The organism is Acidimicrobiia bacterium (assembly GCA_041676705.1).
GTDB lineage: Bacteria > Actinomycetota > Acidimicrobiia > Acidimicrobiales > SKKL01 > Actinomarinicola.
The window spans coordinates 334,437-357,585 of sequence record JBAYRL010000003.1 but is presented as its reverse complement, the minus strand read 5'-3'; the positions used below and the strand labels follow the sequence as shown (position 1 = coordinate 357,585).

The 23,149-nt window shown below is 54.7% G+C and carries 27 protein-coding genes, 1 pseudogene and 1 riboswitch; of the genes and pseudogenes, 14 read left to right on the top strand and 14 right to left on the bottom strand.

Going from position 1 to position 23,149, the window contains the following annotated elements:
• Positions 1-71: 71 nt before the first annotated feature.
• The 3 genes from WC184_07650 to WC184_07640 all read right to left on the bottom strand — a co-directional run bounded on the left by WC184_07650 (position 72) and on the right by WC184_07640 (position 3,644).
• Positions 72-1,370, bottom strand: a complete 1,299-nt coding sequence (locus tag WC184_07650; GenBank protein MFA7477757.1) for a multidrug effflux MFS transporter — start codon at positions 1,368-1,370, stop codon at positions 72-74.
• Between the two features lie 253 nt (positions 1,371-1,623).
• Positions 1,624-2,295, bottom strand: coding sequence for a hypothetical protein (locus tag WC184_07645; GenBank protein MFA7477756.1), 672 nt, complete (start codon positions 2,293-2,295; stop codon positions 1,624-1,626).
• A gap of 62 nt (positions 2,296-2,357) precedes the next feature.
• Positions 2,358-3,644 carry a glycoside hydrolase family 3 N-terminal domain-containing protein gene (locus tag WC184_07640; protein ID MFA7477755.1) on the bottom strand — a complete coding sequence of 429 codons (1,287 nt, stop codon included), beginning with the start codon at positions 3,642-3,644 and terminating at the stop codon, positions 2,358-2,360.
• A gap of 120 nt (positions 3,645-3,764) precedes the next feature.
• Between WC184_07640 and WC184_07635 the strand changes: the two genes are divergently transcribed.
• Positions 3,765-4,625, top strand: coding sequence for a thioesterase family protein (locus tag WC184_07635; protein MFA7477754.1), 861 nt, complete (start codon positions 3,765-3,767; stop codon positions 4,623-4,625).
• 26 nt (positions 4,626-4,651) lie between these two features.
• Here the strand turns inward: WC184_07635 and WC184_07630 are convergent, their stop codons facing one another.
• The gene (locus WC184_07630; GenBank protein MFA7477753.1) at positions 4,652-4,807 is read right to left on the bottom strand and encodes a hypothetical protein; all 156 of its coding nucleotides are present in this window, start codon (positions 4,805-4,807) and stop codon (positions 4,652-4,654) included.
• A 47-nt stretch (positions 4,808-4,854) separates the two neighbouring features.
• Positions 4,855-5,151, bottom strand: a complete 297-nt coding sequence (locus WC184_07625) for a UBP-type zinc finger domain-containing protein (GenBank protein MFA7477752.1) — start codon at positions 5,149-5,151, stop codon at positions 4,855-4,857.
• A gap of 95 nt (positions 5,152-5,246) precedes the next feature.
• Here WC184_07625 and WC184_07620 point away from each other — a divergent pair, with 95 nt between their 5' ends.
• Positions 5,247-6,122 (top strand): LLM class F420-dependent oxidoreductase, encoded by an 876-nt coding sequence (locus WC184_07620; GenBank protein MFA7477751.1) that lies wholly within the window; start codon positions 5,247-5,249, stop codon positions 6,120-6,122.
• 226 nt (positions 6,123-6,348) lie between these two features.
• Here WC184_07620 and WC184_07615 read toward each other — a convergent pair whose 3' ends face one another.
• Positions 6,349-7,110 carry an SDR family oxidoreductase gene (locus WC184_07615; GenBank protein MFA7477750.1) on the bottom strand — a complete coding sequence of 254 codons (762 nt, stop codon included), beginning with the start codon at positions 7,108-7,110 and terminating at the stop codon, positions 6,349-6,351.
• Between the two features lie 468 nt (positions 7,111-7,578).
• Between WC184_07615 and WC184_07610 the strand changes: the two genes are divergently transcribed.
• From WC184_07610 to WC184_07600, 3 genes are all read left to right on the top strand, one after another.
• Positions 7,579-8,364 carry an enoyl-CoA hydratase-related protein gene (locus WC184_07610; GenBank protein MFA7477749.1) on the top strand — a complete coding sequence of 262 codons (786 nt, stop codon included), beginning with the start codon at positions 7,579-7,581 and terminating at the stop codon, positions 8,362-8,364.
• A 159-nt stretch (positions 8,365-8,523) separates the two neighbouring features.
• Complete coding sequence (locus tag WC184_07605) at positions 8,524-9,393, top strand: EamA family transporter (GenBank protein ID MFA7477748.1); 870 nt, start codon at positions 8,524-8,526, stop codon at positions 9,391-9,393.
• Positions 9,394-9,565: 172 nt separating this feature from the next.
• Positions 9,566-10,114: a histidine phosphatase family protein gene (locus WC184_07600; GenBank protein MFA7477747.1), complete on the top strand. Its 549-nt coding sequence runs from the start codon at positions 9,566-9,568 to the stop codon at positions 10,112-10,114.
• 124 nt (positions 10,115-10,238) lie between these two features.
• Here the strand turns inward: WC184_07600 and WC184_07595 are convergent, their stop codons facing one another.
• Both WC184_07595 and WC184_07590 read right to left on the bottom strand, forming a co-directional pair.
• The gene (locus WC184_07595; protein ID MFA7477746.1) at positions 10,239-10,391 is read right to left on the bottom strand and encodes a hypothetical protein; all 153 of its coding nucleotides are present in this window, start codon (positions 10,389-10,391) and stop codon (positions 10,239-10,241) included.
• A gap of 131 nt (positions 10,392-10,522) precedes the next feature.
• Positions 10,523-11,158, bottom strand: coding sequence for a hypothetical protein (locus WC184_07590; protein ID MFA7477745.1), 636 nt, complete (start codon positions 11,156-11,158; stop codon positions 10,523-10,525).
• Positions 11,159-11,337: 179 nt separating this feature from the next.
• Here WC184_07590 and WC184_07585 point away from each other — a divergent pair, with 179 nt between their 5' ends.
• From WC184_07585 to WC184_07570, 4 genes are all read left to right on the top strand, one after another.
• Positions 11,338-11,535 (top strand): hypothetical protein, encoded by a 198-nt coding sequence (locus tag WC184_07585; protein MFA7477744.1) that lies wholly within the window; start codon positions 11,338-11,340, stop codon positions 11,533-11,535.
• Positions 11,536-11,884: 349 nt separating this feature from the next.
• Positions 11,885-12,232, top strand: a complete 348-nt coding sequence (locus tag WC184_07580) for an antibiotic biosynthesis monooxygenase (GenBank protein ID MFA7477743.1) — start codon at positions 11,885-11,887, stop codon at positions 12,230-12,232.
• A 458-nt stretch (positions 12,233-12,690) separates the two neighbouring features.
• Positions 12,691-13,056, top strand: coding sequence for a hypothetical protein (locus tag WC184_07575; GenBank protein MFA7477742.1), 366 nt, complete (start codon positions 12,691-12,693; stop codon positions 13,054-13,056).
• A gap of 140 nt (positions 13,057-13,196) precedes the next feature.
• Positions 13,197-14,138: a zinc-binding dehydrogenase gene (locus WC184_07570; GenBank protein MFA7477741.1), complete on the top strand. Its 942-nt coding sequence runs from the start codon at positions 13,197-13,199 to the stop codon at positions 14,136-14,138.
• A gap of 175 nt (positions 14,139-14,313) precedes the next feature.
• On the opposite strand, the gene WC184_07565 is transcribed toward WC184_07570, so the two are convergent.
• The 4 genes from WC184_07565 to WC184_07550 all read right to left on the bottom strand — a co-directional run bounded on the left by WC184_07565 (position 14,314) and on the right by WC184_07550 (position 17,729).
• On the bottom strand, positions 14,314-14,757 hold the full coding sequence (locus WC184_07565; GenBank protein ID MFA7477740.1) for a hypothetical protein: 444 nt from the start codon (positions 14,755-14,757) through the stop codon (positions 14,314-14,316).
• Entirely contained in the window at positions 14,738-15,319 is a 582-nt protein-coding gene (locus tag WC184_07560) for a hypothetical protein (GenBank protein MFA7477739.1), read from the bottom strand. Before WC184_07560 ends, WC184_07565 begins: the two co-directional genes overlap by 20 nt.
• 151 nt (positions 15,320-15,470) lie before the next feature.
• Positions 15,471-16,334 (bottom strand): phospholipid scramblase-related protein, encoded by an 864-nt coding sequence (locus WC184_07555; protein ID MFA7477738.1) that lies wholly within the window; start codon positions 16,332-16,334, stop codon positions 15,471-15,473.
• Between the two features lie 105 nt (positions 16,335-16,439).
• Positions 16,440-17,729: a chloride channel protein gene (locus tag WC184_07550; GenBank protein ID MFA7477737.1), complete on the bottom strand. Its 1,290-nt coding sequence runs from the start codon at positions 17,727-17,729 to the stop codon at positions 16,440-16,442.
• A gap of 191 nt (positions 17,730-17,920) precedes the next feature.
• Positions 17,921-17,981, bottom strand: a riboswitch (Fluoride riboswitch).
• A gap of 9 nt (positions 17,982-17,990) precedes the next feature.
• Here WC184_07550 and WC184_07545 point away from each other — a divergent pair.
• Positions 17,991-19,205 (top strand): divalent metal cation transporter, encoded by a 1,215-nt coding sequence (locus tag WC184_07545; protein MFA7477736.1) that lies wholly within the window; start codon positions 17,991-17,993, stop codon positions 19,203-19,205.
• Here the strand turns inward: WC184_07545 and WC184_07540 are convergent.
• A complete protein-coding gene (locus WC184_07540; GenBank protein MFA7477735.1) occupies positions 19,174-20,133 on the bottom strand; it encodes a TIGR03557 family F420-dependent LLM class oxidoreductase in 960 nt (319 codons plus the stop codon). The genes WC184_07545 and WC184_07540 overlap by 32 nt on opposite strands.
• 316 nt (positions 20,134-20,449) lie before the next feature.
• On the opposite strand from WC184_07540, the gene WC184_07535 reads away from it, so the two are divergent.
• The 3 genes from WC184_07535 (at position 20,450) to WC184_07525 (ending at position 21,949) form a co-directional block, all read left to right on the top strand.
• A complete protein-coding gene (locus tag WC184_07535) occupies positions 20,450-20,638 on the top strand; it encodes a CsbD family protein (protein ID MFA7477734.1) in 189 nt (62 codons plus the stop codon).
• A 132-nt stretch (positions 20,639-20,770) separates the two neighbouring features.
• Positions 20,771-20,926: a GPGG-motif small membrane protein gene (locus WC184_07530; protein MFA7477733.1), complete on the top strand. Its 156-nt coding sequence runs from the start codon at positions 20,771-20,773 to the stop codon at positions 20,924-20,926.
• Positions 20,927-21,121: 195 nt separating this feature from the next.
• Positions 21,122-21,949, top strand: a complete 828-nt coding sequence (locus WC184_07525) for a sigma-70 family RNA polymerase sigma factor (GenBank protein MFA7477732.1) — start codon at positions 21,122-21,124, stop codon at positions 21,947-21,949.
• Between the two features lie 63 nt (positions 21,950-22,012).
• On the opposite strand, the gene WC184_07520 is transcribed toward WC184_07525, so the two are convergent.
• Positions 22,013-22,279, bottom strand: a complete 267-nt coding sequence (locus WC184_07520) for a Rho termination factor N-terminal domain-containing protein (protein MFA7477731.1) — start codon at positions 22,277-22,279, stop codon at positions 22,013-22,015.
• Between the two features lie 378 nt (positions 22,280-22,657).
• Here WC184_07520 and WC184_07515 point away from each other — a divergent pair.
• Positions 22,658-22,945 (top strand): annotated as a pseudogene (locus WC184_07515) (SDR family NAD(P)-dependent oxidoreductase).
• Positions 22,946-23,149: the final 204 nt, after the last annotated feature.

Here is a 23,149-nt window from a genome sequence, read left to right as displayed (position 1 = left end):
AAGCGGATCTTGTTATGAGTTTTGCGCGCTATGCGGAGAAAACTCATAACAAGATCACGGGCAGTCAGCGATTAAGCGGTGGTCGTGGTGGTTGTCAGCGTGTTCACGCGTTCTGGAGCAACGCGGGCGGCGTGGCGAATAGCGCTAAAGCTCAGCAGCGAAGCCACCACAAAAGCCAACGACAACGGCGTTATGGTGCCGTCGAATTGGCGGTCGATGAGTGAGCCGAGAATTGAACCGATCACCATTGGTGCCATGCCTAACAGGGCGGCTCCCGACCCAGCCACATTGCCCAACGGGATCATGGCCGCCGTATTGGCGTTGATCATCATGATTTGTAGCGACATCAACGTGAGTAGCAGGGTGAATGCAAACAACAAGAACGGTGGTGTTCCGTCTCCAACAATGGCTACAACCGCCATCAGGGTTGAAGCGAGAACGAAGCCCGATGAGGTTACAAACAGGATTCGATCGAGGCCGATCCGTTCCACAATCCGCCCGTTGATGAGGGCGCCTACCGCAAGGCCCACCGCCATCACGCCAAAAATCAGGGGGAACCAGGTATCAAGCCCAAACACAGTGCCGAAGATGTTTTCTGATGAAGCTAGGTACGACAAAAATACGCTGGTGGCAATGGTGATGGCAGCTAGATAGGGCAAGGTACCCGGCGTGGTAAGCACTATCCGCCAGCTTGCAATAATCTCGGTGCCGCTTAGGGATCGACGTTTTTCTGGCGGTAAAGTGGCTGGTAGACGTACCGAGAAGGCAAATACCACCACTGCCACTGCAGCGCACATAAGTACTGTGTAGTGCCACGAGCCGAGAGCAACCATGGCTGCCCCAGCACTCGGAGCGATCATTGGTACCAGCAGGAAGATGGCCATGATGTTGGACATTTGGCGAGCCATCTGTTCGCCTTCAAACGAATCTCGAATAATGGCAGTGACCGCCACTCGTGGCCCTGCGGCGCCGAGGCCCCAAATAAATCGAGCGAACGCCATAGTGGCGAGCGTTGGCGCGAGCATGGTTGCAATCGCACCGATGACGTAAATGGCGAGGCCACCCCAGAGCACCTGGCGACGCCCGAAGCGATCAGCTAGCAGCCCGGCGGGAAGTTGGCCTAGCCCAAAACCGATCATGAACCCTGTGACCAGCACCGCGACGTCAGTGGCGCCACGGGCTAAACCAAGGTCGTCTCGGATCGAATCAAAGGCGGGCAGCATCGAATCAATGGCGAGAGCTGTCATAGCCATGGTGAGCGACATGGTTAAGGTGAATGCCACCGATCCGGGTCGTAGTTTTCCGCTGTGGCTTAAGGCTGGTTGATCAGCGTCCGAGGCGTTGGTGTGATCGCTAGAGGCTTTGGGCATTCCCTGTATCCTGGCGTGGTTCTAAATTTTCAGCACATTCCTGGCTGTGTTTGGCATTAGTTGTGTCCGACATCCGCTGTGTTCGGCATTAGCAGCGTTTGTCGTTGGCGGTGTTGGGCGCACCTGATATTAACGGTTCGCCCTCTGTTTCGGATCTTGTTATGAGTTTTCTCCGAATAGCGCGTAAAACTCATAACAAGATAACCGGCGGCCCGAGCATTCGGAACGACCGTCTGCCGTTTCTGGACAGGTTCTAGAAAGAGCCCCGCCGCTCGCTAGCCGCGCTCTTTGCTTGCGAATTTTGCCGACGAGTTCGTGCCACAACATAGGTTGCTAGAGCCAAAATTGCGGCCGCAACAAGAGTGGCAAAAAAGCCAATTCGGCCGACAGTGGCATCGATAGTTCGTCGGCTAGTCGATGATGGGTCGGCCAAAATAAACCCGACAAATATCGCCGCCGCCAACGAGAGGATAAAGGCGGTAGCTTGCCATGCGCGCCCTGACAGTTGGGCACGTTTCCGCAGGATGAGGCCCGCTTTTAGCACCCGTCGCACTCGCACTATTCGTAATGCTCCCACCAGGCGAATCAGCCGAAATATCTGAATTGGTCCCACCGCAAAAACCACTGCCGGGATGGTGAGAAGGGTGACAGCAACTACAAAACGGTGCTTGCGGAGCCATTCCAAGCGGTCGGTGCTAAACGCCAGTAGCACCAAAGTTTCAGCTATGAACACGGCCATTGTGGCGTAGTTGAGAGCTGACCCGACGGTTTCAGCGTGGCCTTCCATGGTGGTTAGAAACATGGCTGGAACCGAGGCCAAAGCAGCCACAATTACCGGAGTTGTGAACCAAGCCTCAACCTGTTCAGCACGATTACTTTCGGCTTCGGGCACAACACTTGTTTCAGATGTAGGAACGTGGCTCACAAAAAACAGCTCGGGTCGACGTCCTAACCAGGCTATCGGTTTTGCTTCGCCGAAGCGGGGTCCTAATTGGAAGCTAGATTTGAACGGAGCTCCGCCACACGCCAGTAAGAATCCACGGCGTTTTCAAGCGGAATCGTCCCATTGTCAATGGCCTGAGCCAACGCCTGATGAATTTGTTGGCATGCGGCCGTTGTGGCAGTGATGAAAACGTCGACTCCGGCGTTGGCAGCCTCAACCACAACTTCCTCTATCGGCCCGAGTTCTTTAACAGCTTCGGCGTCGAAGGCATCGGAAATAACTACACCATCGAAACCAAGCTCATTCCGCAGCAGGTCGTTGATGATGTGTTCGGAAAGCACCGCCGGTACCGAGTCCAACGCCGGGTAGGTAGCGCTTGAAATCATCACCGCATCTGCGCCCGCATCAATACCAGCGATGAAAGGTGGCAGGTCTGTGGCGTTCATCTGTTCCCGAGAAAGATCGATCTCAGTCGGATCGAAATCGGTGTTAGTAACCGCCGCACCAAGCCCCGGGAAATGTTTCACCGTGGTCGCCACACCACCGTGACGTAGCCCAGAAACGAAGGCCGCCACGGCCTCGGCTGCTAATTGGGGGTCATCGCTGAAAGAACGTTGTTGGCTCACTAGGAATGACCCTGCTCGTGCCACATCGGCCACCGGGGCGAGGTCGAAGTTGGCACCCCAGCTGAGCATCACTTCGGCGGTTTCAGCACCTTGTTGAGTTATTTCTTCAGTGCTGAGGCGACCGAGTTCAGAGGCGCTCAATTGGGGAGGTCCGTCGATGCGGCGAATCTGGCCGCCTTCTTGGTCGATGGTGATTATGGCTGGGCCTAACCCGCTGGCGGCTTGACTGGCAGCGGCTTGAATGGCGGCTGCGCTTGTTTGGGCGGTTTGTTGGTTGGGGATATTGCTCTTGAACCACAGAACGCCGCTGGCTTTACCTTCAGCGAGCATTCCCAAAATCTCATTGGGCACGGTCAGGCCCGAATAGCTACAAATTGTTCTGGCACCGGCTAATTCTTGGGTTGGTGGAGGTGGAACCGTGCTGGTTGTAGTGGCCTCGGTGGTTGAGGTTGAACTGGTTGGCGGCTGTGTTGTTTCCACTTCAGTGGTAGGGGGGCTGCTCTGGGTAGTTGAGGGTGCCGATGAAGAACCTGGTTCGGAACACGCCGCCAACACAGATAGCACCAGCAACAATGCAACTCTCTTGGCCACACTTATGCCGAAAGTACCGAGAGCATCACCGCCGGGAGCATGTCGCTTGGCGGTTTCAGTGGTTTCAGTGGTTTCACCAAGTGGGCTGGGGCGTGGATTGGAGCGTCGCCGCATATTGCCAGCCTGGCATGAGTTTCGCTAGCCCACAACGAAGAGCTGGATTTACGAAGGGCCAGTAATTGTGACTGACCCGAGAGTTTGTCGAGCTAGTGAGTTGTCGTAACATCGCTGGCGATGACTAGCACCTATGCGCCCAAACGTGATGAAGCCTTGTTCCGTCTCGAAGGTGATTTTCTCATCCCCGGGGTGCTGTGTCGAGGTCCATGGTACGAGGGATCGCTGCATGGAAGTGCCATGTTGGCGGCTATTGCACGCGGGGCCGAAAACCATCCCACCGATGTTCCCCGACAGGTGGTGCGACTCACAGTTGACATGATGCGTGCGGCCCCCATGGCACCGTTACGAGTTGAAACATCCACCGTTCGGGCGGGCAAAAGCATAGATTTCGTCGACATCTCGCTCTATACCGACGATGAGCTTTGGGTTCGTGGCACTGCGTTGCGGGTTCGGTTAACCGATTTACAGGTTGACAACAACCAGGCCGCAGAGCGCTGCCCGGTGCCACCTAGTGGAACAGACATAGCCGCACCTCCTTTTATGCGGCCCGGAGCAGATGAGCCAGCCTTTCATCACGCCATCGATATTCACATTGACCCGATGGATGAAATGGTCTGGTTTCGTCTGGCCGTTCCAGTGGTGGAAGGTGAAACCAACTCGGGCTTCTTGGCCGCTGCCACTCTGGCTGATTGGACGTATTCGGTTCCCAACCTGTTGCGCTCTACCCAGGAGAGCCCGACTGTTGATGAGGAGCGAACCGTTTTTGCTATCAATGCCGATACCACCCTCAACATGTTTCGTCCTATGTCGGGGCCTTGGCTTGGGATGAACACCGACTCGCACATTGGCGTGCTGGGTGCCGGTGTCGCCAATGCCCATCTCTACGATGAAAACGGCGTCCTCGGATTCGCGTCACAAAGCATCCTGGTTCGGGGGCCAAGTGGGGCACCGCTTTCAGTCCGCGAGGTTTCTGGTTAGAAACCGCCGCTAAAGGGCCCCGTCACTCAACCAACCAGGGTGATAGGTCGAGCATGGAGAAGCTTCGCTTGCCGCTTCGCCAACCGCTCGCCATCGAGTGTTATTGGGCGAGCGGTAGTCATCAACAACTCACCATCGAGTGTGATTGGTGGAATGGCCGCCGCTCGCTGAACCTCTAGCATCGGCTCGCCTTGTAAGACGTGCAAACGCGTGCTTTATGCGTACTTCGCTACTGGTGAGAAGGTGCTGGAGGCGCGCCTTCGACCTCGAATGAAGTTTCGTCGATATAGCACCACCACCAGTTCTCACCCGGTTCGTAGGAACGAATAAGTGGGTGGTCGGGGTGTTCGTGCCAATGGGCGGTGGCATGTTGGTTTGGTGAGCTGTCGCAGCAGCCGACATGACCACAGCGCATGCACAAGCGAAGCTTGACCCACTCTCCCCCGATACGCTCACAATCTTCGCAACCGTTACTTGAGGGGGTGACGTCGGCGACGGTGTCTAGGTGGGCACAGATTTCAGTCATATCGCAGTGCTCCCTTCTGCTGATCTCACGATAACAGCGCTGCAGGCCGTGCGTGGCGTTGATCGTTGTGCCGCAACCGGGTACATTCAGCGGGCATGAAATACGGCATCATGTTTGCGAACACTGGTCCATACGTCAGCCCCGAGGGTGCTGCTGCTATTGCCAAGGCCGCTGAGCAGGCGGGTTTCGAGTCGCTGTGGACGGTTGAGCATGTGGTGGTGCCACGTGAATACGCCTCGGCCTACCCGTATTCAGGTGATGGCAAGATGCCGGGTGGTTCTGATTTCGACATCCCCGATCCACTTATTTGGCTTACCTGGGTCGCAGCCCAAACCACCACCTTGCGGCTCGGTACCGGCGTAATGATTTTGCCTCAACGCAACCCGGTGATTACTGCCAAAGAAATCGCCACCCTAGACCTGCTCTCTGGCGGCCGAGTAGAGCTGGGCGTTGGGATTGGTTGGTTGGAAGAGGAATTCGAGATTCTAGGCGCTTCGTTTCCTGATCGGGCGATACGCACCGAAGAGTATGTGGAGGCCATGCGGGCACTGTGGTCACAAGACCACGCCACCTTCGAAGGCGAAACAATCAAATTCACTGAGGCAATCAGTAGGCCACGTCCCATTAACCGCAAGGTGCCAGTCCACATCGGGGGACACTCGGTCGCCGCGGCGCGAAGGGCTGGGCGTTTGGGCGATGGATTCTTCCCCGCAAAAGGCGACTTGCCCGCACTGTTAGATGAAATGCGCCAGGCCGCAGAAGACGCCGGGCGTGACCCGAACACCATTGAGGTGACCGCGGGTGGTGCTGGTGTGGCTGCCGGTGGTGAACAGGCATTAGACGAGGTGGGCCGCCTAGCTGAGCTAGGGGTCAGCAGAGTTATTGTTCCACCCATGGGTTACAACCCAGCCGCAATAGGGGAAGTGCTAGCCCGTTTCGGTGACGAAGTAATTGCCCCCAGCCAGGCGTAGAGCCACCGCTACCTGAGTGCCAGCCGTAGAGACACTGCTACCTGAGTGGTCGCAATACAAAGTTCGGGCATAGCGGGCTGTGCCTCTCTTGCAGGCATACCTAAGCCTCACTGGAAGGCAGGCCGAGCGTCCGCTTGGGCAGGAGAACTTGAGCTCAACTACCCAGCGGACGGTCAAGATATAGCTAGTTGCTTTTGAGGTGGTTAATTCTGCCACCTCTTAGGGCTCATTTGGGGGCGAAGCGCTGACCGCCGTCGAGGCGGATACACGAACCGTTCAACATGGCCGATTCCACAATGGCCACCGCCAAAGTGGCGTACTCATCTGGGCGTCCCATCCGCTTCGGGAAAGCAGCATCTTTAGTGAGCACATCAGCGAACTCATCGGGGATGCCTTTGGTGAGCCCAGTGGCGAACAAGCTTGGTGCGACCGAGTTCACCCGAATACCCATGCTCCCCAAGTCTCGGGCCATGGTAAGGGTCATTCCGGCAATGCCAGCTTTGGCGGCGGTGTAGGCCACCTGGCCAATTTGACCCTCGAAGGCCGCAATTGAAGCGGTATTAATTATCACGCCACGTTCGCCGTCGTCGTTCGGTTCGTTCTTGTTCATTTCCCAGGCCTGAAGACGGTTGAGATTGAAGGTAGCGATTAGGTTCAAGTCGATAATGCGTTTGAAGGCATCCAGTGGGTGAGGCCCGTTCTTGTCGATGGTTCGTTGGGCAACTCCGCCACCAGCGGTGTTAATGGCGATGTGAATTCCGCCCAATGATTCTGAAACCTCCGGCACCACACGTTCCACCGCAGCTTCATCGGTAACATCTAGTGGGTGGAATGTTCCGCCCAAGCTTTCAGCCACTGCCGCGCCATCCGAGGTTGGCAGGTCGACAATGGCGATCTTGGCACCCTTTTCTTTCAGCCGCTCGGCGGCGGCACGTGCCATTCCCGAGGCGCCGCCAACGATCATGGCGCCGGTTCCTGAAACTTGCATTTACTACTCCTGTCTCCGTACGGGCACTGCCACAGATGGGCCCTGCAACCTTCACCAAAGGCTATACAACAGGCCGGTTTGAAGGTGCCGGAAGATAAAAGTTCATCAACAGGGCGTAGGTAACAGCCGCACAGATCTATGGTTTGGGCTCATATTCGTAGCTTCGGAACTCTGCCTTTGGAATTTGGTGCCCTTGGTTTCAAATCCCCTAGGTTTCAAGTCCCCGTGGTTTCAGGTCTTCCTGCTCTCAGACCTTTAAGCCGTAAGGTTCTAACCAGGACCGGCGAAGCTTAAAAGGACTCTCGATATCGAACTTCGAGAGCGGCTTGGCTGTCGATTCGTTGCATTCAAGGCGTTAAAGGTGGCCCTCTAGTAGTTTGTGACACGTAAAACGATTGCGCTGCGCCCACACGTTGGTGGGTGCAGGCTTCTTTCCCTTGTTATGGCTATGAACGGAGCGGGCCACATATGTCTGATGTAGAACCAGTATTAGTGCGTGAAGAACGGGGAGCAGTGTTAGTACTGCGCCTAAACCGACCCGAGGCGCGCAATGCCTTGAATCCCGAATTGATGGGAAGCTTTGGTGCCGCGCTAGCCGAGGCCGAGGAAGACCCCAACATTCGAGCCGTGGTGGTTACCGGCACTGGTGACCGGGCGTTTTGTGCTGGAATGGACCTGCGGGCCTTCGCATCGGGCGACAACAAGCCCACGCCCGAACAACAAGAAGGCATGGCAGTTTTTGGTCGGTTTGTGCGAGGCAACGTAAGCGTACCGGTAGTGGGCGCCGCCAACGCCACAGCCGTTGCGGGTGGCTTTGAAGTGCTGATGGGTTGCGACATGGTCGTGGCTTCTTCGGCCGCCCAGTTTGGCTTGCCCGAGGTGAAGCGCTCGCTGTTTGCTGCAGGCGGAGGCATTGTGCTGGGCACCCGTATTCCATTGGCGGTGGCCCTCGAAATGACTCTGACCGGCGACAACATATCAGCCGAACGTGCCTATGAGCTGGGCTTGGTTAACCAGGTGGTTGAACCCGACGAGGTGTTAGAGGCCGCTATTGCGATGGCCGAACGCATCGCGAAGAATGGCCCGTTGGGGTTGGCTGCGACCAAGGAATTGGTGCGTATGGCGGTTAACGACATCGACGCTGCCTGGGAACGCCAGTCGGTTCTGCAACCCCAGGTCTTTAACAGCGAAGACGCCAAAGAAGGCGCCACTGCGTTCATTGAGAAGCGTGACCCGGTTTGGAAGGGCCGCTAATTCCTCTTTGGTTTCTGATCTTGTTATGAGTTTTCTCCGCATAGCGCACAAAACTCATAACAAGATGCTGCTGACACATCCAGCTGGTTTCAAAAACCGAATCTCCCCGAATACGGAGCTTCCCGAATACGGAGCTTCCCGAATGATGATCGCGCATAGATGTGGATTGTCTACTCGTTAGGGGCCGCATTCTTTGCTGGCTTAACAGCGGTGTTAGCAAAAGCTGGCGTCGAGAGCATCCCCTCAAGTCTTGCCACCGCGGTACGGACAATAATTGTGTTGGTTTGCGCCGGGGTGATGGTACAGCTTGTCGGTTCAGCGCCGACTATCACCGAACTTGACGCCAAAACCTGGGTGTTCCTGGTGCTTTCGGGTATCGCCACGGGTGCCTCTTGGCTGTTCTTTTTCCGTGCCTTACAGCTGGGACCGGTCGCTAAAGTAGCGGTTGTCGACAAGTCGAGCATCGTTTTGACCCTCGTATTGGCCATCGTTGTCTTCGGTGAAACCGAATCGCTAGCGGTAAAGCTGGTCGGAATAGTCCTAATAGCGGTTGGTACTTACTTTATGCTCGAGCGGCCAGCCCGATCCGACACCGGAGCCGAACAAGGCCCGTGGATGCTCTATGCGTCAGGTGCTGCTGTTTTCGCTGCGCTAACAGCGGTTTTGGGCAAAGTGGGAATCTCGGGCGTGGAGGCCAACCTGGGTGTGTACATCAGAACCACCGTCGTAATTGTGATGGCCTGGTTGGTTGTTCTTGCCAAAGATGAATACGTCTCTTTGCGTAACGTTCCGAAGCGAGAGTTGGTTTTTCTAGGGCTGTCAGGTGTGGCGACCGGCGCTTCTTGGCTGTTCTATTGGAAAGCCATGCAAGATGGACCTGCGAGCGTGGTGGTGCCCATCGATAAATTGAGCGTGGTAGTAACAGTTGGTTTGGCGGCCATTTTCTTTAGAGAGCGACAAGGCCGAAGGTCACTCTTAGGGTTGGGCTTAATCGTCGGGGGAACCTTGGCCATGGTGGCCACTGCCTAATGGCTAAGCGTCGGGCTCGGTGGTGTCGTAGCTGCTGGCATGATGACCCAAGCTGCTGGCATGATGACTGAGATTCGCGTGTGCAATCCCGATCTTGTTATGAGTTTTCTCCGCATAGCGCACAAAACTCATAACAAGATCGTTGTGATTAACGGAAGGAAAGTGTGAGGTAATGGCCCGGCTTTATTTGGTACGTCACGGACGAGCGAGCGCTGCGTACAACGTAGACGCCGACCCTGGTCTCGATGAGCTGGGTCGTGAGCAGGCCGACGCGGCGGCCGCTGAACTTCAGAGCATCGGTCGCTTACCAATTGTGACTAGCCCAATGAGACGTTGTCGTGAAACGGCGGAACCGTTAGCCAAGCTTTGGGAAACCGAAGCCGTGGTAGATCAGACGGTTTCGGAGGTCGTGGCACCGACCGATGATTTGGAAGGTCGGGGTGAATGGCTGAGCCGTGCCATGGCCACCGGGTGGGCACAGCTAGAACCGCAACCACAGGCTTGGCGTCAATCTCTATTAGAAACGGTAAGAACCGCCGACAAAGACACCGTAATCTTCAGCCATTTTATTGCTATCAATGCCATCATCGGTGCCGCCCGAGGCGATGACGCCGTGCTGCAGGCCAGGGTCGACAACGGCAGCATCACCGTGGTTGAAAACGGCCCCAGCGGCCTGAAGCTCGTTAATTGGGGTCGCACGGCCGATACCGAAGTTCTCTAACAAACTTATGGCTTCCGCTAGCCAGAACACAGAACAAGGTGGGCTCATGGTCTGACCAAACGGGATTTGGTAGCTGGAATGTGTAATGTGCGGTGACCAGCTGATCAAGCCAGGAAGGTTAGGTTCAGAGCCCTTGACTTCGTGGATTAGTTTTTTCAGCTTCAATAATATGGTTGGCGTTGGTTGAGCCCTCGGTTTGCTTGCCCCACCGGAGCGCGACCAGTAACGCAACAAGTAGTACGGCTGCGGCGATGCCCCATGCAACTAGACTGCTCATCTTGCTCCTCCTTTTTCTATTCGATAGCTCGTATGATACAAGCATATGATCAATATTGTGGCGGCAGAGGTATGTTAGGCGGGCCACGTGAGCCCGCCTAACATACCTAGCATAATCTTAGTGACATAAGATTATTCTCGGGTCTGCGTGGTGCAGAGGTTGAACTCTTCAAAGGCGAGTTCCAGCACTTTGGTCGGAACAAGGTTGCCGCCAGGGCCATACATAGGCTCAGTGTCCACGCCGAATGACGCAATGCATTCAACCGCATCGGCCATGCTGTTTTGGCGATCACCAAAGGTTTCCAGTGAAAATGCTTGATCGACAAAGAAAGCGAGCTCGTCGTAACATTTGTCGTGAGCTTCGATCCCGGGGTCAGATGGTGCGGGATCAGAGGAAATGATTACCCCATAGCTGAGCAGCTTTCCGCTCCAGTCTGGTTCGGTGTCGGTGACGTTTAGCCCGGCCTCACGGGAACACGAAATTACTCTATTAATTGCATCTTCGTATTCAGACCTGGTCACCTCGCCATCCTCTAAAGCCTCAAATTGAGATTGCAAACCTGCTGCTTTTGCAAGCTGCGCCATTTCGAGTATGGATGTTTTTACGGCATGGCTATTCGTTGGATCAATATTATTAGGGTCATTATCTGACTTCGCAGATACATTTGCGTTGAGTATTAGTGTTAACGATGCAACTATGAGCACCCCGAGTGTTGTAGCTGCTATTAGTCGCATGAATTGTGGTTTCAAGAACTCTCGAAAAGTCATTTGCATAATCCTTAGCGTTGCTAGTGGTATTTATCTCAGAGTGAATAGCTCGTTATGTACCCATTTGCTCGGTGCTCAGAACGGCTCACGTAGTACCAGCCGTTGCTTGGTGTTGAAGAGAAGGTGTCAAAACCACTTGACCACGACGCATAGTAAAGGTGGTGTGGGTCAGGATGGTCATGACCTTTATAAATTCCGATGATCCGGCTTCCTGTGCTGGTGCACGTACCCGAAATGGCACCGCTCGTAGCAAAGGCACGTGCAAAATAGCTGAAATCACCGTCCATGTGGGCCACGGAGCGACTGCACGTACCAGACGTGGCAGCAGTGACGTGCCAATTATCGTTACCTGTGTGTGGCGTCAAGATGTGGGCTGATGCCACGGAGCCGCTGGTTACACCAATGGCGGTAACGAGGGAAAGTAAAAGTAAGCGCATAAACGCACGCTTGTACCTCGTGAATCTGTTCGACATGGTTCACGCTCCTTATTCTATTTTAACCGGGTAAATCCCCCACCCGATTTCCTATGTAGGTAAAAGCCACTATACACTTGTATTTGGTAAAATGGCAAGGGAAATTATTTAGGTGCTGTTGAACGGTTGCTTAATCCTGTAAAATTATTTTAGTAAATTTTATCAAAGGGCGCAGCCCGGGTGGTCTTGGGGACCACCGTAAGCGTGCGGTCTTGAACCAACCTCTCGTCGCGGATGGCCTACGCTTGTAGGTATGAGTGTTGTGAAAATTAATGCCATAACTGTTCCAGCTGAAAGCGGCGATGAGCTGGCCCATCGCTTTGCTGCTCGCGCTGGTGCCGTCGATGATCAAGACGGTTTTGAGGGCTTTGAACTACTACAGCCGACTGATGGCCGGACCACGTGGCTAGTACTGACTCGCTGGCGCGACGACGCAGCTTTCGAAGCTTGGGTTAACTCGGCGGCCTTTGGTGCTGGCCATCAGTCAGAAGGGGGGCAGGGACAGGCCCCTGAAGGTGGCGAAGCGCCGAAACGTCCGGTTGGAACGGCGGCTGAGCTTTGGTCGTTTATACCCGCCGGCGGTTCAAACCCGCAAGGTTGACGCTCTCGGTCCCTTGTTAAAACGCTCGGATCCCTGTTAAGAATCGTGGGGAGTTCACACCAGCGCGAAATAGGCCCGGGCCCTCAGTAGGTACGATCTGGTCGAGAATGGGGAGTTCACACGAGCATGGAACAGGCTCAGACAGTATAGAACTCTTAGCTGTGCCGAAAATGAGCGGCCCTTAGGGTCGATCAGGTTATGACTGCTCCGAGACTGACCTGGCCGTCGGCAGCACCTCGCTTCTATACGAATCGAAGCCCACGAAAACTCAACGAGAGCCTAAAAAATTAACCAGAGCCAGCGGTGGAGACGGATCACGCCCGTAAAGCAACACCGCCGGCTCTGGTGTCTTGAAGCCGCCCGTTGGAACATTGAGCACGTAGCTAGTTCGACCCTTGAGCACGCCGCCGGTTCGAACATTGAGTCTTAGCTAAATGGTTTTAGGGTAGTTGTACGGCATGAGTGACCCCCAAGACCAAGCCGAAGCGCTCGATGACGACAAAATGGCGGTTACCGACACGCCGGTAGACGACCTTGAGTACCCACCCGAGGAACCAATGGGTGTGGGCGAATATGGCACCACGCCAGCCGAAGGACGGGTCGATGAACCGATTGAAGAACGTGAAGATCGGTATCGAAGCGAAGAGCTGCCCGAAGAAGATGGCATGCGTTTAGTTGAACCGCCCGACGACAGTGACGAGGTTGGCGCTGAAGATACCGAAGGCACGTCGGTCGCCAGATCGGTTGACGCCTCCGACCTTTCTGCAGAAGAAGAAGCCGTGCATTTCACCGATCCTCCGCCAATGGACGACTACGAAGACTGAGTTGCCAGATTGGCAAGCAGGGGCTTGCATAGGCGGTCGGTCAGTGTAATGGCTGGTGATAAAGGGGTGACAACGTGGGGAGTGGCTTATTGAGATAGGTTTAAGCCACACGCGTGTCGAGGCGAGAAGCGGAGCAAGCCATGTATGCAGTTACGATTGTCGACGGTGCCCTCCATTGGAAAGAGCATCCCGATCCGGTACCCGGTGCTGGCGAGGTGCTGGTGCATGTACGCGCGGCCGGTCTTAACGGGGCCGATCGCCTCCAAGTGCTAGGTCGATATCCGGCTCCGATAGGTTCACCGTCAGACATTCCAGGCCTAGAACTGGCCGGTGAAGTGGCGGCTCTTGGCCCCGGGGCTGACCGCTTTAAGGTAGGTGACCGAGTAATGGCCGTGGTAGGTGGTGGTGGCCAAGGCGAAATGTGTCTGGTTCACGAACGCCATCTGATTCCAGTACCCGATTCGCTAGATTGGGCCGCGGCTGGTGGTTTCCCCGAGGTTTTCACCACGGCCCATGACGCCCTCTTTACCCAAGCTGGCCTCTCAATGGGCGAACGGCTGTGTGTCCATGGTGCCGCGGGCGGCGTGGGAATTGCCGGGGTTCAGCTGGGGGTGGCCGCTGGTGCACATGTGGTGGCGACGGTTAGGAATGAAGGACTGCGAGAAAGCGTGGCAGCCTTGGGTGCTGACGTTGTAGAACCCGATGGTTTTGGCAGTCACGGTCCTTTCGATGTGGTCCTAGAGCTTGTCGGCTCGCCCAATCTGCCTAACGACTTACGTTCTCTAGCAATTGGCGGAAGAATCGCCGTGATCGGTACCGGCGCTGGCAACAAAGCCGAAGTAAATCTGACTGATCTCATGGTGAAAAGAGCGCGCATCCACGGGTCAACCTTGCGAGCTCGAAGTCTTGAAGACAAGGCCGCCGCGGCTCGTGCTGTTGAGAAACATGTATTGCCGCATCTAGCTGCGGGAGCACTGAAAGTTCCGGTTGAAGCCACATACCCAATGGCAGAAGCCGCTGACGCCTACGCGCGTTTTGCGGCTGGCGGAAAATTCGGCAAGATCGTTCTGATTAACGACTGAACGGGTACCCAGGTCGGGCAGGTGCCCTTAATTTACAAATGTCACCGGGGCGCCGATGGTAGGAAGAACTGTGCGCAGGCCTACAGGGGAGAACTCGTGCCTCATTGGGTCTGTCCCGGTACGGAAAAGATACAGCGCCGACTAATAACTTGTCGGTCACTGAGGGTGGGCGCAGCTAGTCGGAACTGAATTCCGGCCAGTCGTTCACGATGTCGACCATTTTCGCCCCAAGATTTACAGCGCTGCCGATTAATGGGCCCTGAGCTACTCGTGGGTCGTCGTAGCTTGAAGCGTTACGTCGGGAATGCAACAATCGAATGAGCCCGAGCTCTTTGTCGCTAAGAAGGTCGGCAAAGATGCACGTGAGAAAGTCGGCGACTTTGCCGTGTGTTTCCCCCTCCAAGCGCTGGCCCAAAGAAGCGGAACAGGCTTTGGCAAGATCGTGCATTGCTGACCAAATCATTTGTAATGCCCCAGCTGGGTCGTGGTTGATGATTAAAGCCGCCGATTGGTGGTGCCGGTGAGCGGATGCCACCCACGCACTCGCGGGAACCACGTTCGGCGCTTTCAACTTGTCTAACAGGTGTTGTTGGAGACAGCTAGCTGTCTGGTCTTTCATCCTCGGAAACCTCAACTAGGGGTCCGGCCAAGATGGCCGTAGTAATGGCATTCGAGTCACCGTTTTTGTTAGTGAGAATATAAGGTGAAATGGTTATTCCACGCTTGCCCGACACGCTGAGACAAGCCTCGACGATGGGCCATTCCTCGCCGGTGGTTTCAACCAGCACATCTATATCGTCGGGCGGAGGCCCAGCTTCGCCGAGGTGGCGGCGTGCCCAAGAGCCAAAAACTGCGACTCGACTAACGCCGTTAATGGCGTAGAGCTTGGCCAGGTCACTAAGTAGGCCCACCGTATGGTCAGCCAATGCGACCAAATGTGTGGTTGTGGGGTTATCCCAGTTGAGGGAAAGCTGATTAGCACGTCCGATGGGAGTAGCGATAAGAACACCAGCGTTACTCAAGCGTGCTACTTCGGCAGCAACGGTGGCCCTATTTAACCTGTGACGTTTAGCAATTGAGGCCGCCGTTAACCCGGGGTGAAGGCTAACTTCGTGCAAGATGATTGGCTGCACACGGCTGCGCCAAATGGGAACCAGTTCTGTTTCTGCGGTGCGAGCCATAGCTGAATTCTAGCGGTATGAAGTTGAGATTGTCTTGCTAAAGACGACATATGGCTGGTTTAGCGCAACAATAGGAATACGGCAGCTTCGCCGAGACGAACTGCTAGCCCAACACTGAACCCAACCTCTAACCCGTTCGCCAAGCCAACTACTAATTCAGACCGCGGGCGTCTTGTTTCAAAGCCGTATCGACGGTTAAGGCCGAAGCCACCACCAACGACAAGAGCGGCTGGGGAATAGACTCGTGAATCTGCACCACGTAGTTGTCGGCTGTGGTGAACATGGTCTTCATCAAACCTTCCCAAGTCTTCGTTATACGGGCAATTTCCACGTCGTTAGCATCACGAATAGCGAAGTTCCAGGCGCGCCAGTTCTCGGCATTGATGGAACCCAATGCCTGGCCCCCAGCTTCCAAACTAAAACGGATCTTGCCGAACACGTTCTGCTGCACAATCCGACCAATCTCGGAGCTGTTGGCATCCTCAACCACCACGGTCGACTTAAAAACTTTGGCGGGTCTGGTCAGGCGGAGCCGAATCTGCCCTTCGCTGTCGGCAATCTCTAGTTTGTGAGTCATGAACTGATCCCAACCAGTTAAAACCCGCATCGCCTTCTTCACCGATGATTGACCGACTTGGTTGACCGCTGCGATCTGTTTGCCATGTTGATTGAATACGCCGTATTGATTGTTAACTTCAATCAGCTTGACCTTCTGACTGACTACCAGAATCGGTTCGCCCCACAATGTTCCGTCGCCGTCTGCAATGTTCTGCTTAATCCCAGCGCCTCGGACTCCATCACCGGTCACCATCTTCACAACATCGGGCCGACTCGGTGCATCGCCAAGGCCAAAAGTCGAATCAACCTTGTCTCCGAAATCCGGTTCAAGTGGTTCCGCCGATTGCACGCCACCGTCTGAAACGTGGTCGGTCCATTGGACACCATCCCAGTAACGGTACTCGTGGCGCCCCGCCGGATCAGGGTACCAATTAGCTGGTGTTGAATTATCAGACATGACTACCTCAGTAGGGAAGTGGCAGGGAAAGTTCCGGATGGACCGACGGGTCGGCAACCATCGAATCACGTCACGTACTTATGAAGGAATTGGTGAGCTTAACAGCTAGCTTTCCGCTTCCGGCCTTCGGTAGGTGTCGACCGTCCAGGTCTCGTTTATAACGCGGCCATCTTTAGTGGTGGCGATTCGCTGGGTGCCATATATCGAACGGTGTGATGACATTACGTACGCCACACTGCAAGCAATAACAAGTGGTACCAATGGGCCAAGGCCGAACAGCTCGATTCCCATTATCGTGCAGGCCAAAGGGGTGTTAGTGGCCCCCGCGAAAACTGCTGCAAACCCAAGTGCCGCCGCAAGCGGCACCGGCAGCCCGAGTAGGTGGCCAAGGGTTGCGCCTAGCGTGCTACCAATCACAAAAAGTGGGGTGACTTCACCCCCGTGAAAACCGGAGCCCAAGGTGAGCGAGGTGAATACCAATTTTAGAGCAAACGCGAACGTAGCTACACCAATCGCCTCGTCTAACGAGTTGGTGATTAGAGGTAGCGATAAGCCCAAGTAGTCGCGCGTGCCAACCAGGTAGGTGAGCCCAATAACCCCAAGTGCTCCAACTACCGGTCGCAGCGGTGGGTACCGCAACTGCCTAGTAAATGTGGCTTTAACGAATCGGGTCAGCTCTACGAACACTCGAGCGCAAAGACCAAAGGCAATTCCGGCCACCACTACCTTGGCAAATACGACGGGTGTGAAATTAATAGCTTCAATTATGGGTACTGCTAGGTGTTTTACGTCCAGCGCTATTACTACACGATCACCGACTACCGAAGCTGCGACCGCGGTGATTAGGGCGTCGTATCGCAAACGGCCGATCGCTTGAACCTCAAGAGCAAACACCGCTCCAGCCAACGGAACGCCGAAAACAGCGCCAAAGCCTCCGCCAATTGCGGCGATTAACAGGTTGCGTCGCTCCTCGGGATCAAAACGAAAGGTACGAGCAAACCAATCGGTTAACCCAGCTGACATCTGGATGGCGGTAGCTTCTCGACCAGCTGAACCACCAAAGAGGTGCGTAGCGATAGTGCTGATGAAAATGAGGGGTGCCATTCGCCGCGGGAGCCAGCCTTGCGGGGAATGAATTTCGTCTATGACCAGGTTGTTTCCCTGCACAGCGGCTGCACCATAGAGATGGTAGGTAAGTCCAATCGCTAAACCGGCTACTGGTAGTAGGAACAAGAGCCAAGAGTGTGCGAGTCGTGTCTCGGTGGCCCATTCCAAGCTCAGAAGAAACCCGCCTGACGACAAACCCGCTAATGCTCCGACGGCACTGCCGAAGACGAGCCAGCGCAGCAAGTATTTAGCTAAACCCCAATGTTCCTGCACGTTGATGCGGCTCAAGCCTATTAGGTTTCGCAAAGAAGGCGTGCCCGTAGTGGTGCGTTCGGGGGGTGCCTGCCGCTGATGCCGATGACCTAACCGTTTAAGGAGCTTGTTAAACAACGTGAGTCCTTGTCTCAACCCGAGTAGGCGTTGCGCCTGGTGACAGCTTTGGCTTATAGCCCAGTTTCTACCAACAAGCGCGCCGCGATTGCTTAGTAGGAGCCATCAGCCCTAGGGCGGTTAAAGGCGAGCTCCATCGCCGTTGAAAAGATTACTAAGTTGAGGATAACCGGTGTAGCGGTGTGGCTTGTTATCTGGCAGGTGCGCTTTCAGCGTATGGAGCAGGTGTTCGGCCTTTTAGGTTTGGTGCTGGTGGTCTTTGCTGTCGCTGCCTTGAAACTGGGGCCGGATTGGTCGCAGCTTTGGCAAGAAACCACCCGTCCTACAGTTCCTAAAGGCGAAGGTGTGCCCACCTATTGGTATTACGCTATTGCTCTCTTTGGCGCGGCTTTAACTCCCTATGAGGTTTTCTTTTATTCCTCCGGCGCTGTTCAAGAACGGTGGACTCGGGACGACTTGAAAACAAACCGGATTACCGTGTTGGTTGGTTTTCCTCTTGGTGGGCTGCTGTCCCTTTCGATTATGACCACCGCCGCAATTGTGTTTCGGCCTGCCGGTTTCATGGTTTCCGAGTTGGCGCATGTGGCTTTCCCGGTGTTTCTAGCGCTGGGCAAGGTAGGGCTTGCCTTAGTAATTATTGGTTTTTTTGTCGCGACTTTCGGTGCTTCGCTCGAAACAGCGTTGTCTAGTGGCTACATGGTGGCCCAATATTTTGGTTGGCCATGGAGGAACGATCGACCGCTCGCCGCGGCTCGTTTCCATACTCTCGTTTCCATACGCTCGTTATCGTCGCCATCTTTTATGGCCGTCACGGTTGGGCTGACCACTCTCGACCCGATCAAAGTTGCCGAGTTTTCGTTGGTATTTTCCGTGGTGGCCTTACCGTTGACGTACTTGCCCATCTTGGTGGTTGCCAACGACCCGTCGTACATGGGTGTCCTTGTGAATTCACAGATTTTGAAACCTTATGGCGGCGCTCTCTTATTGGACGTATCCCCGGAGCACGCCATGAATCTGAGTGAGCTGTTAGGTCTCGAAGTGGTAGATTTCGACGGCCGCAAAATCGGTAAAGTTCGAGAAGTTCGCTTGGTGCACGACGGTGTCCGGCGAAGCGTCCCGGGGGTTGGTTTTAAAGTGCAAGGCTTCATCGTTGGGAAATGGACGATTGGTGCCCGCCTGGGTTATGACCAAACCGGCATGAAAAGCCCTTGGATGGTGGCGGCCATTGCACGGTGGTTTATGCGCCGCAGCGTTTGGATCCCATGGGAGGGTGTTGGGAATGTGGAAGGCGACCACATTGCTCTTCGAGTGCGAAAAGCCACATTGGGGCCGCCAGCAAACGTTAGAGACGGGGAAGCACCTCGTCACGAATAAATTTGAAACCTCGTTCTTGGTTTGGTCCTACTTGCTGTACAAAGATTCGTGTCGCACCTGCTTCGGCCAATTCTCGAAGTTGGGTTACGTATCGTTCTGGATCAGGACCAACGGGAGTATTGCCGACAGCATCTTCTTCAGTCACTATTGAAATGGCTTGTTCGAAAAGTGCCGGTGTGCGCAGATCCTGGCTCAGCTGTCCGGGTACACCGCTCGTTGGCCAAAGTTTGTGGCAGATCTGGCGGGCGCGCTTTTCATCTTCATCCCAGCAAAATTTCATTAAGACATGAACCTCGCCCTGGCCGCCGTTCTCCCGAAAAGTCGAGATTGTGCCCGAATCGGCACCGGTTAGGACTAAACCGTCGGCCATTTCAGCCGCTGCTATCGCTGCTTGGGGACCAAAGGCCGACATGAAGATTTTGGGCGGGTTGTCGGGGAGGTCGTAAAGCTCGGCGTCTTCGACCACGTAGTATTTACCCTCATAAGACTGTTCACCACCGCCCCAAAGAAGACGCAAAATTTCGATCGCTTCTTTCAGCATGGCCAAGCGTTCGCGTGCGGGCGGCCATCGGTGGCCAAGAATGTGCTCGTTTAAGTTCTCGCCGGTGCCCACACCTAACCAGAACCGGCCGTTGGTTAAAAGCGAGGTGGTGGCCGCTGCTTGTGCGATGATCGCCGGGTGGATTCGCACGGTTGGACAGGTGACAGCTGTGCCAAGGGAGATTTCGCCTAGTTGAGACAAAGCCGCCAGCGCTGACCACACAAACGGTGAATGCCCCTGCGCTCGAACCCACGGGTGGTAATGGTCGGTCACGGCGAAATCTTGAAAGTCATTCGCCATGGCGGCACGGGCCGAAGACAGCAAAGTATTTGGGCCCTGTTCCTCACAAGAGAGGCCCGCCCCCAATAAAAGATTATTCGATGCCATGGTGAACACTGCCCACCATTGTCGCGATCAAACAATGCCAGAAATATTTGGCAAACGGTTATAGAGAACCCCGAGACACCTGGAATACACCCTCTGTGAACTGGTGAAACACTATTGCGTGGTGCTTTACCTAAATGTGGCTTCCACTGGCTTTACGTCCACGGAATCCGCCCGGCCGCCGGGAAAACAAGTGTGACGCCGGTAACATATAAATGCGGGCAAGTGGCTTTCTTGTATTTGAAGACGCTGATAGCGGTAAGTGTGAATCAGTGGCCTCCAAATAGGGAGGCCTTGCTAAGTGAAGGAGTAAGTGATCATGGGTAGCAATTTTGACGAAGCCAAAGGCCGAGCAAAAGAAGCAGCTGGCGACCTTACTAATGACGATGAGCTGAAGAAAGAAGGCAAGCTCGATCGGGCAGCCGCCAAGGTAAAAGAGACGGTAGAAGGCGCGAAAGACAAAGTGGAAGACGCCATCGACTCGGTAAAAGAACGTATGTCGGACTAGCACCAGCTCGAACGAAAGTTATCGAGCATTACCACGAACTTGAAGTTTCCTGTGAAGAGTTTTCAAGTTCTGTAGACAGAAGTACGCGACACCGAGACGATTTAGATCGTTATTCTCTGGGAAAGGTAAATCGTGAATCTAATCTTAGGAATTGTAGCCTTTATTTTAGTGATTATCGGAGTTATCCAACTCTTGCAAGGCGCACTTATCTATGGTCTCGTGCTTATTATTGCAGGCCTGCTTATAGGCCCAGGTGGCTATAGTGTAACCCGTACTCGAATGCGGTGATTGTAAATGGTGTAACGCGCCCATCTGGGATTATTCGATTTAATCCCAAAGTGGTAGGGGCCGATTTTAAGAAATATCAACTCGAGCAATCTGAGTGTGCTTGGGTATCTAGCGCGGCGGAAATTCGATTAATGGCCGAACCCGGGGGCTTCGGTCAGTTATCCCACCGTAGGTGGCGAAGGGGGGCAGTCTCATATGACGGTGAACCTCGCAACATCAAGACATCGCAACACGCACACAACAGCACCTAACGCCCTCCCTAGGGGCGAACGCAAAGACCCACCGGCGCAAAATCCGCAGGTCTGGGCCGACCATATTCTGGTTGCAGATAGCAACGACCGCGATGCTCTTGACCGGTTGGTCAAGGAATATCAAAGTTACGCCCTTTCCCTGGCTGCGAGGTTGCACCGAGGGCATGAACCTCGTGAAGATTTGAACCAGATAGCACTTGAAGGCCTTGTTTTGGCGCTTAAGCGCTTTGAACCAGCTCGCGGTATTCCGTTTCCGGCCTTTGCTACGCCCACAATTATGGGCGCAATACGTCGCTACTACCGCGATCACGGCTGGCTGGTGCGAGTGCCACGCAGTGTGCACGAATTCGTGGGTAAACAACGTGACACGACTGAACGGTTGTCGTCGTCGTTGCATCGTCCGCCAACGGATGTCGAGACAGCCGCAGCCATGGCAGTTTCAATGAAAGAGCTGCGGTTGGCGAACATGGCTCTACACGCCCGCGATACCTGTTCGCTTGACGCTGTTATGGGTGACGAAGACCCATTAAGCGAACGCGTCGGCAACGAAGATGCAGGTTATGCATTAGCAGAAAACCGTATGGCGGCTGAAACCGCCATTCGTGAGCTTAACGATGCTGGCAGACGCTTGTTGCATCTGTACTTTTTTGAAGAGTACACCCAAGCACAAATCGCGGAAGTTCTTAAGGTAAGCCAAACACAAGTTTCACGACTGTTGCGCGATACTTTGCGTCAATTACGAAGCCAAGTTGAAGCCCGAGTTGCTAGTTAGTCGGTTACTTCCAAAGTAATCTTTATGTACTAACAATTTATTGATTGAAGCGCTAGCGGTGTGTTAGTGGTTACGCAGCGCTTCAATTAGTTGATCTTTCGTCATTGAAGATCGACCTTTAATACCAATCTCTTTGGCTCGTTCATACAATTCCGCTTTGGTGCGGTCCGGATAGTTTTCAGCTTCACCTCCTTTACGCCCGGTTTCGGAACGTGAAGTCGCGGCCGATTGATTGGCGATCCGGGCCGCTTTCTCTTTGCTGGCGCCTTCCCGGCGGAGCGCTTCATACTGCGCATCATCCTTAATGCTTGGACCGTGATCTTTAGCCATGATTTGCCCTTTCATCGGCGTGCTCTGACATGAATTGCTTCATGGCGCACTTCCCAATTTCAAGGCCTGAACCCAACGCCAATTGATATCGCCCGATCGAAGTGCTGATGGCCCATGGCTCGTTAAGTGGGTAGAGGTAACACAACGGTGGTTTGGCCCGCGCCACGCTGCTGGGTGACCTCAAAGCATGAGGCCCCATGACCTAGGCGACATCTTATGGCTTCCGTTCTTGGAATTAATGCTGTATTTCACGACCCGGCAGCAGCCCTTGGCGCAGCATTGGCGGTAGCGCACGAAATGGGCGACCAGCCCGAGCCCATGACCATGGGCATGCCAGTCGTATCAATAGGCACGCTAGAAGTACCCGACGCAACCCGAGCCACAGTTGAGGCAATTGACATTCTGGGTTCAGTAACTTCGGTAGTTTGTTGAGCTGGCGTTGATGTGCCTGGTCCTTTGGTCTCAGTGCCAACGGAATCATGGAACCGGGTGATAGCTGTAAACCTCATAGGTACGGCCGCCGTGGTCCGTGCCGCATCGCCCGAACTTGAACGTAGCCGCGGACGCGTGGTCATCGTAGCTTCGACCCTGGCACATTGTGCCGTCTCCGACGCCACGGCTTATTGTGCATCCAAATTCGGCGTAGTGGGTTTCACTCGTGCGGTTGGCTTGGACGATTTTCTAACCTCTGTACCGGCGCTGCGAGCACTGCGGAAACGTTTTAGCAACGGCCACTTGGTGCTTTTTGGACCGTCGGCACCTTCCGAGTGGGGTCCGCCTAAGAATGGTCGGCATGTCGCCCTTTGGTCGGGACGTCGAGGCGATGCTCACGCCGCGACTGTTGACCCGGGCCTGATCGAAATTTCCGTG

Excerpts from the sequence above, each read along its gene's own strand:
- WC184_07590 (MFA7477745.1), bottom strand. The coding sequence starts at position 11,158 with ATGACTTTTCGAGAGTTCTTGAAACCACAATTCATGCGACTAATAGCA.
- WC184_07540 (MFA7477735.1), bottom strand. The coding sequence starts at position 20,133 with ATGGCATCGAATAATCTTTTATTGGGGGCGGGCCTCTCTTGTGAGGAA.
- WC184_07605 (MFA7477748.1), top strand. The coding sequence starts at position 8,524 with ATGTGGATTGTCTACTCGTTAGGGGCCGCATTCTTTGCTGGCTTAACA.
- WC184_07630 (MFA7477753.1), bottom strand. The coding sequence starts at position 4,807 with ATGCTAGAGGTTCAGCGAGCGGCGGCCATTCCACCAATCACACTCGAT.
- WC184_07625 (MFA7477752.1), bottom strand. The coding sequence starts at position 5,151 with ATGACTGAAATCTGTGCCCACCTAGACACCGTCGCCGACGTCACCCCC.
- WC184_07595 (MFA7477746.1), bottom strand. The coding sequence starts at position 10,391 with ATGAGCAGTCTAGTTGCATGGGGCATCGCCGCAGCCGTACTACTTGTT.
- WC184_07585 (MFA7477744.1), top strand. The coding sequence starts at position 11,338 with ATGACCTTTATAAATTCCGATGATCCGGCTTCCTGTGCTGGTGCACGT.
- WC184_07555 (MFA7477738.1), bottom strand. The coding sequence starts at position 16,334 with ATGTCTGATAATTCAACACCAGCTAATTGGTACCCTGATCCGGCGGGG.
- WC184_07575 (MFA7477742.1), top strand. The coding sequence starts at position 12,691 with ATGAGTGACCCCCAAGACCAAGCCGAAGCGCTCGATGACGACAAAATG.
- WC184_07620 (MFA7477751.1), top strand. The coding sequence starts at position 5,247 with ATGAAATACGGCATCATGTTTGCGAACACTGGTCCATACGTCAGCCCC.
- WC184_07560 (MFA7477739.1), bottom strand. The coding sequence starts at position 15,319 with ATGGCTCGCACCGCAGAAACAGAACTGGTTCCCATTTGGCGCAGCCGT.
- WC184_07640 (MFA7477755.1), bottom strand. The coding sequence starts at position 3,644 with ATGCGGCGACGCTCCAATCCACGCCCCAGCCCACTTGGTGAAACCACT.
- WC184_07635 (MFA7477754.1), top strand. The coding sequence starts at position 3,765 with ATGACTAGCACCTATGCGCCCAAACGTGATGAAGCCTTGTTCCGTCTC.
- WC184_07535 (MFA7477734.1), top strand. The coding sequence starts at position 20,450 with ATGGGTAGCAATTTTGACGAAGCCAAAGGCCGAGCAAAAGAAGCAGCT.
- WC184_07565 (MFA7477740.1), bottom strand. The coding sequence starts at position 14,757 with ATGAAAGACCAGACAGCTAGCTGTCTCCAACAACACCTGTTAGACAAG.
- WC184_07615 (MFA7477750.1), bottom strand. The coding sequence starts at position 7,110 with ATGCAAGTTTCAGGAACCGGCGCCATGATCGTTGGCGGCGCCTCGGGA.
- WC184_07650 (MFA7477757.1), bottom strand. The coding sequence starts at position 1,370 with ATGCCCAAAGCCTCTAGCGATCACACCAACGCCTCGGACGCTGATCAA.
- WC184_07610 (MFA7477749.1), top strand. The coding sequence starts at position 7,579 with ATGTCTGATGTAGAACCAGTATTAGTGCGTGAAGAACGGGGAGCAGTG.
- WC184_07600 (MFA7477747.1), top strand. The coding sequence starts at position 9,566 with ATGGCCCGGCTTTATTTGGTACGTCACGGACGAGCGAGCGCTGCGTAC.
- WC184_07520 (MFA7477731.1), bottom strand. The coding sequence starts at position 22,279 with ATGGCTAAAGATCACGGTCCAAGCATTAAGGATGATGCGCAGTATGAA.
- WC184_07525 (MFA7477732.1), top strand. The coding sequence starts at position 21,122 with ATGACGGTGAACCTCGCAACATCAAGACATCGCAACACGCACACAACA.
- WC184_07570 (MFA7477741.1), top strand. The coding sequence starts at position 13,197 with ATGTATGCAGTTACGATTGTCGACGGTGCCCTCCATTGGAAAGAGCAT.
- WC184_07580 (MFA7477743.1), top strand. The coding sequence starts at position 11,885 with ATGAGTGTTGTGAAAATTAATGCCATAACTGTTCCAGCTGAAAGCGGC.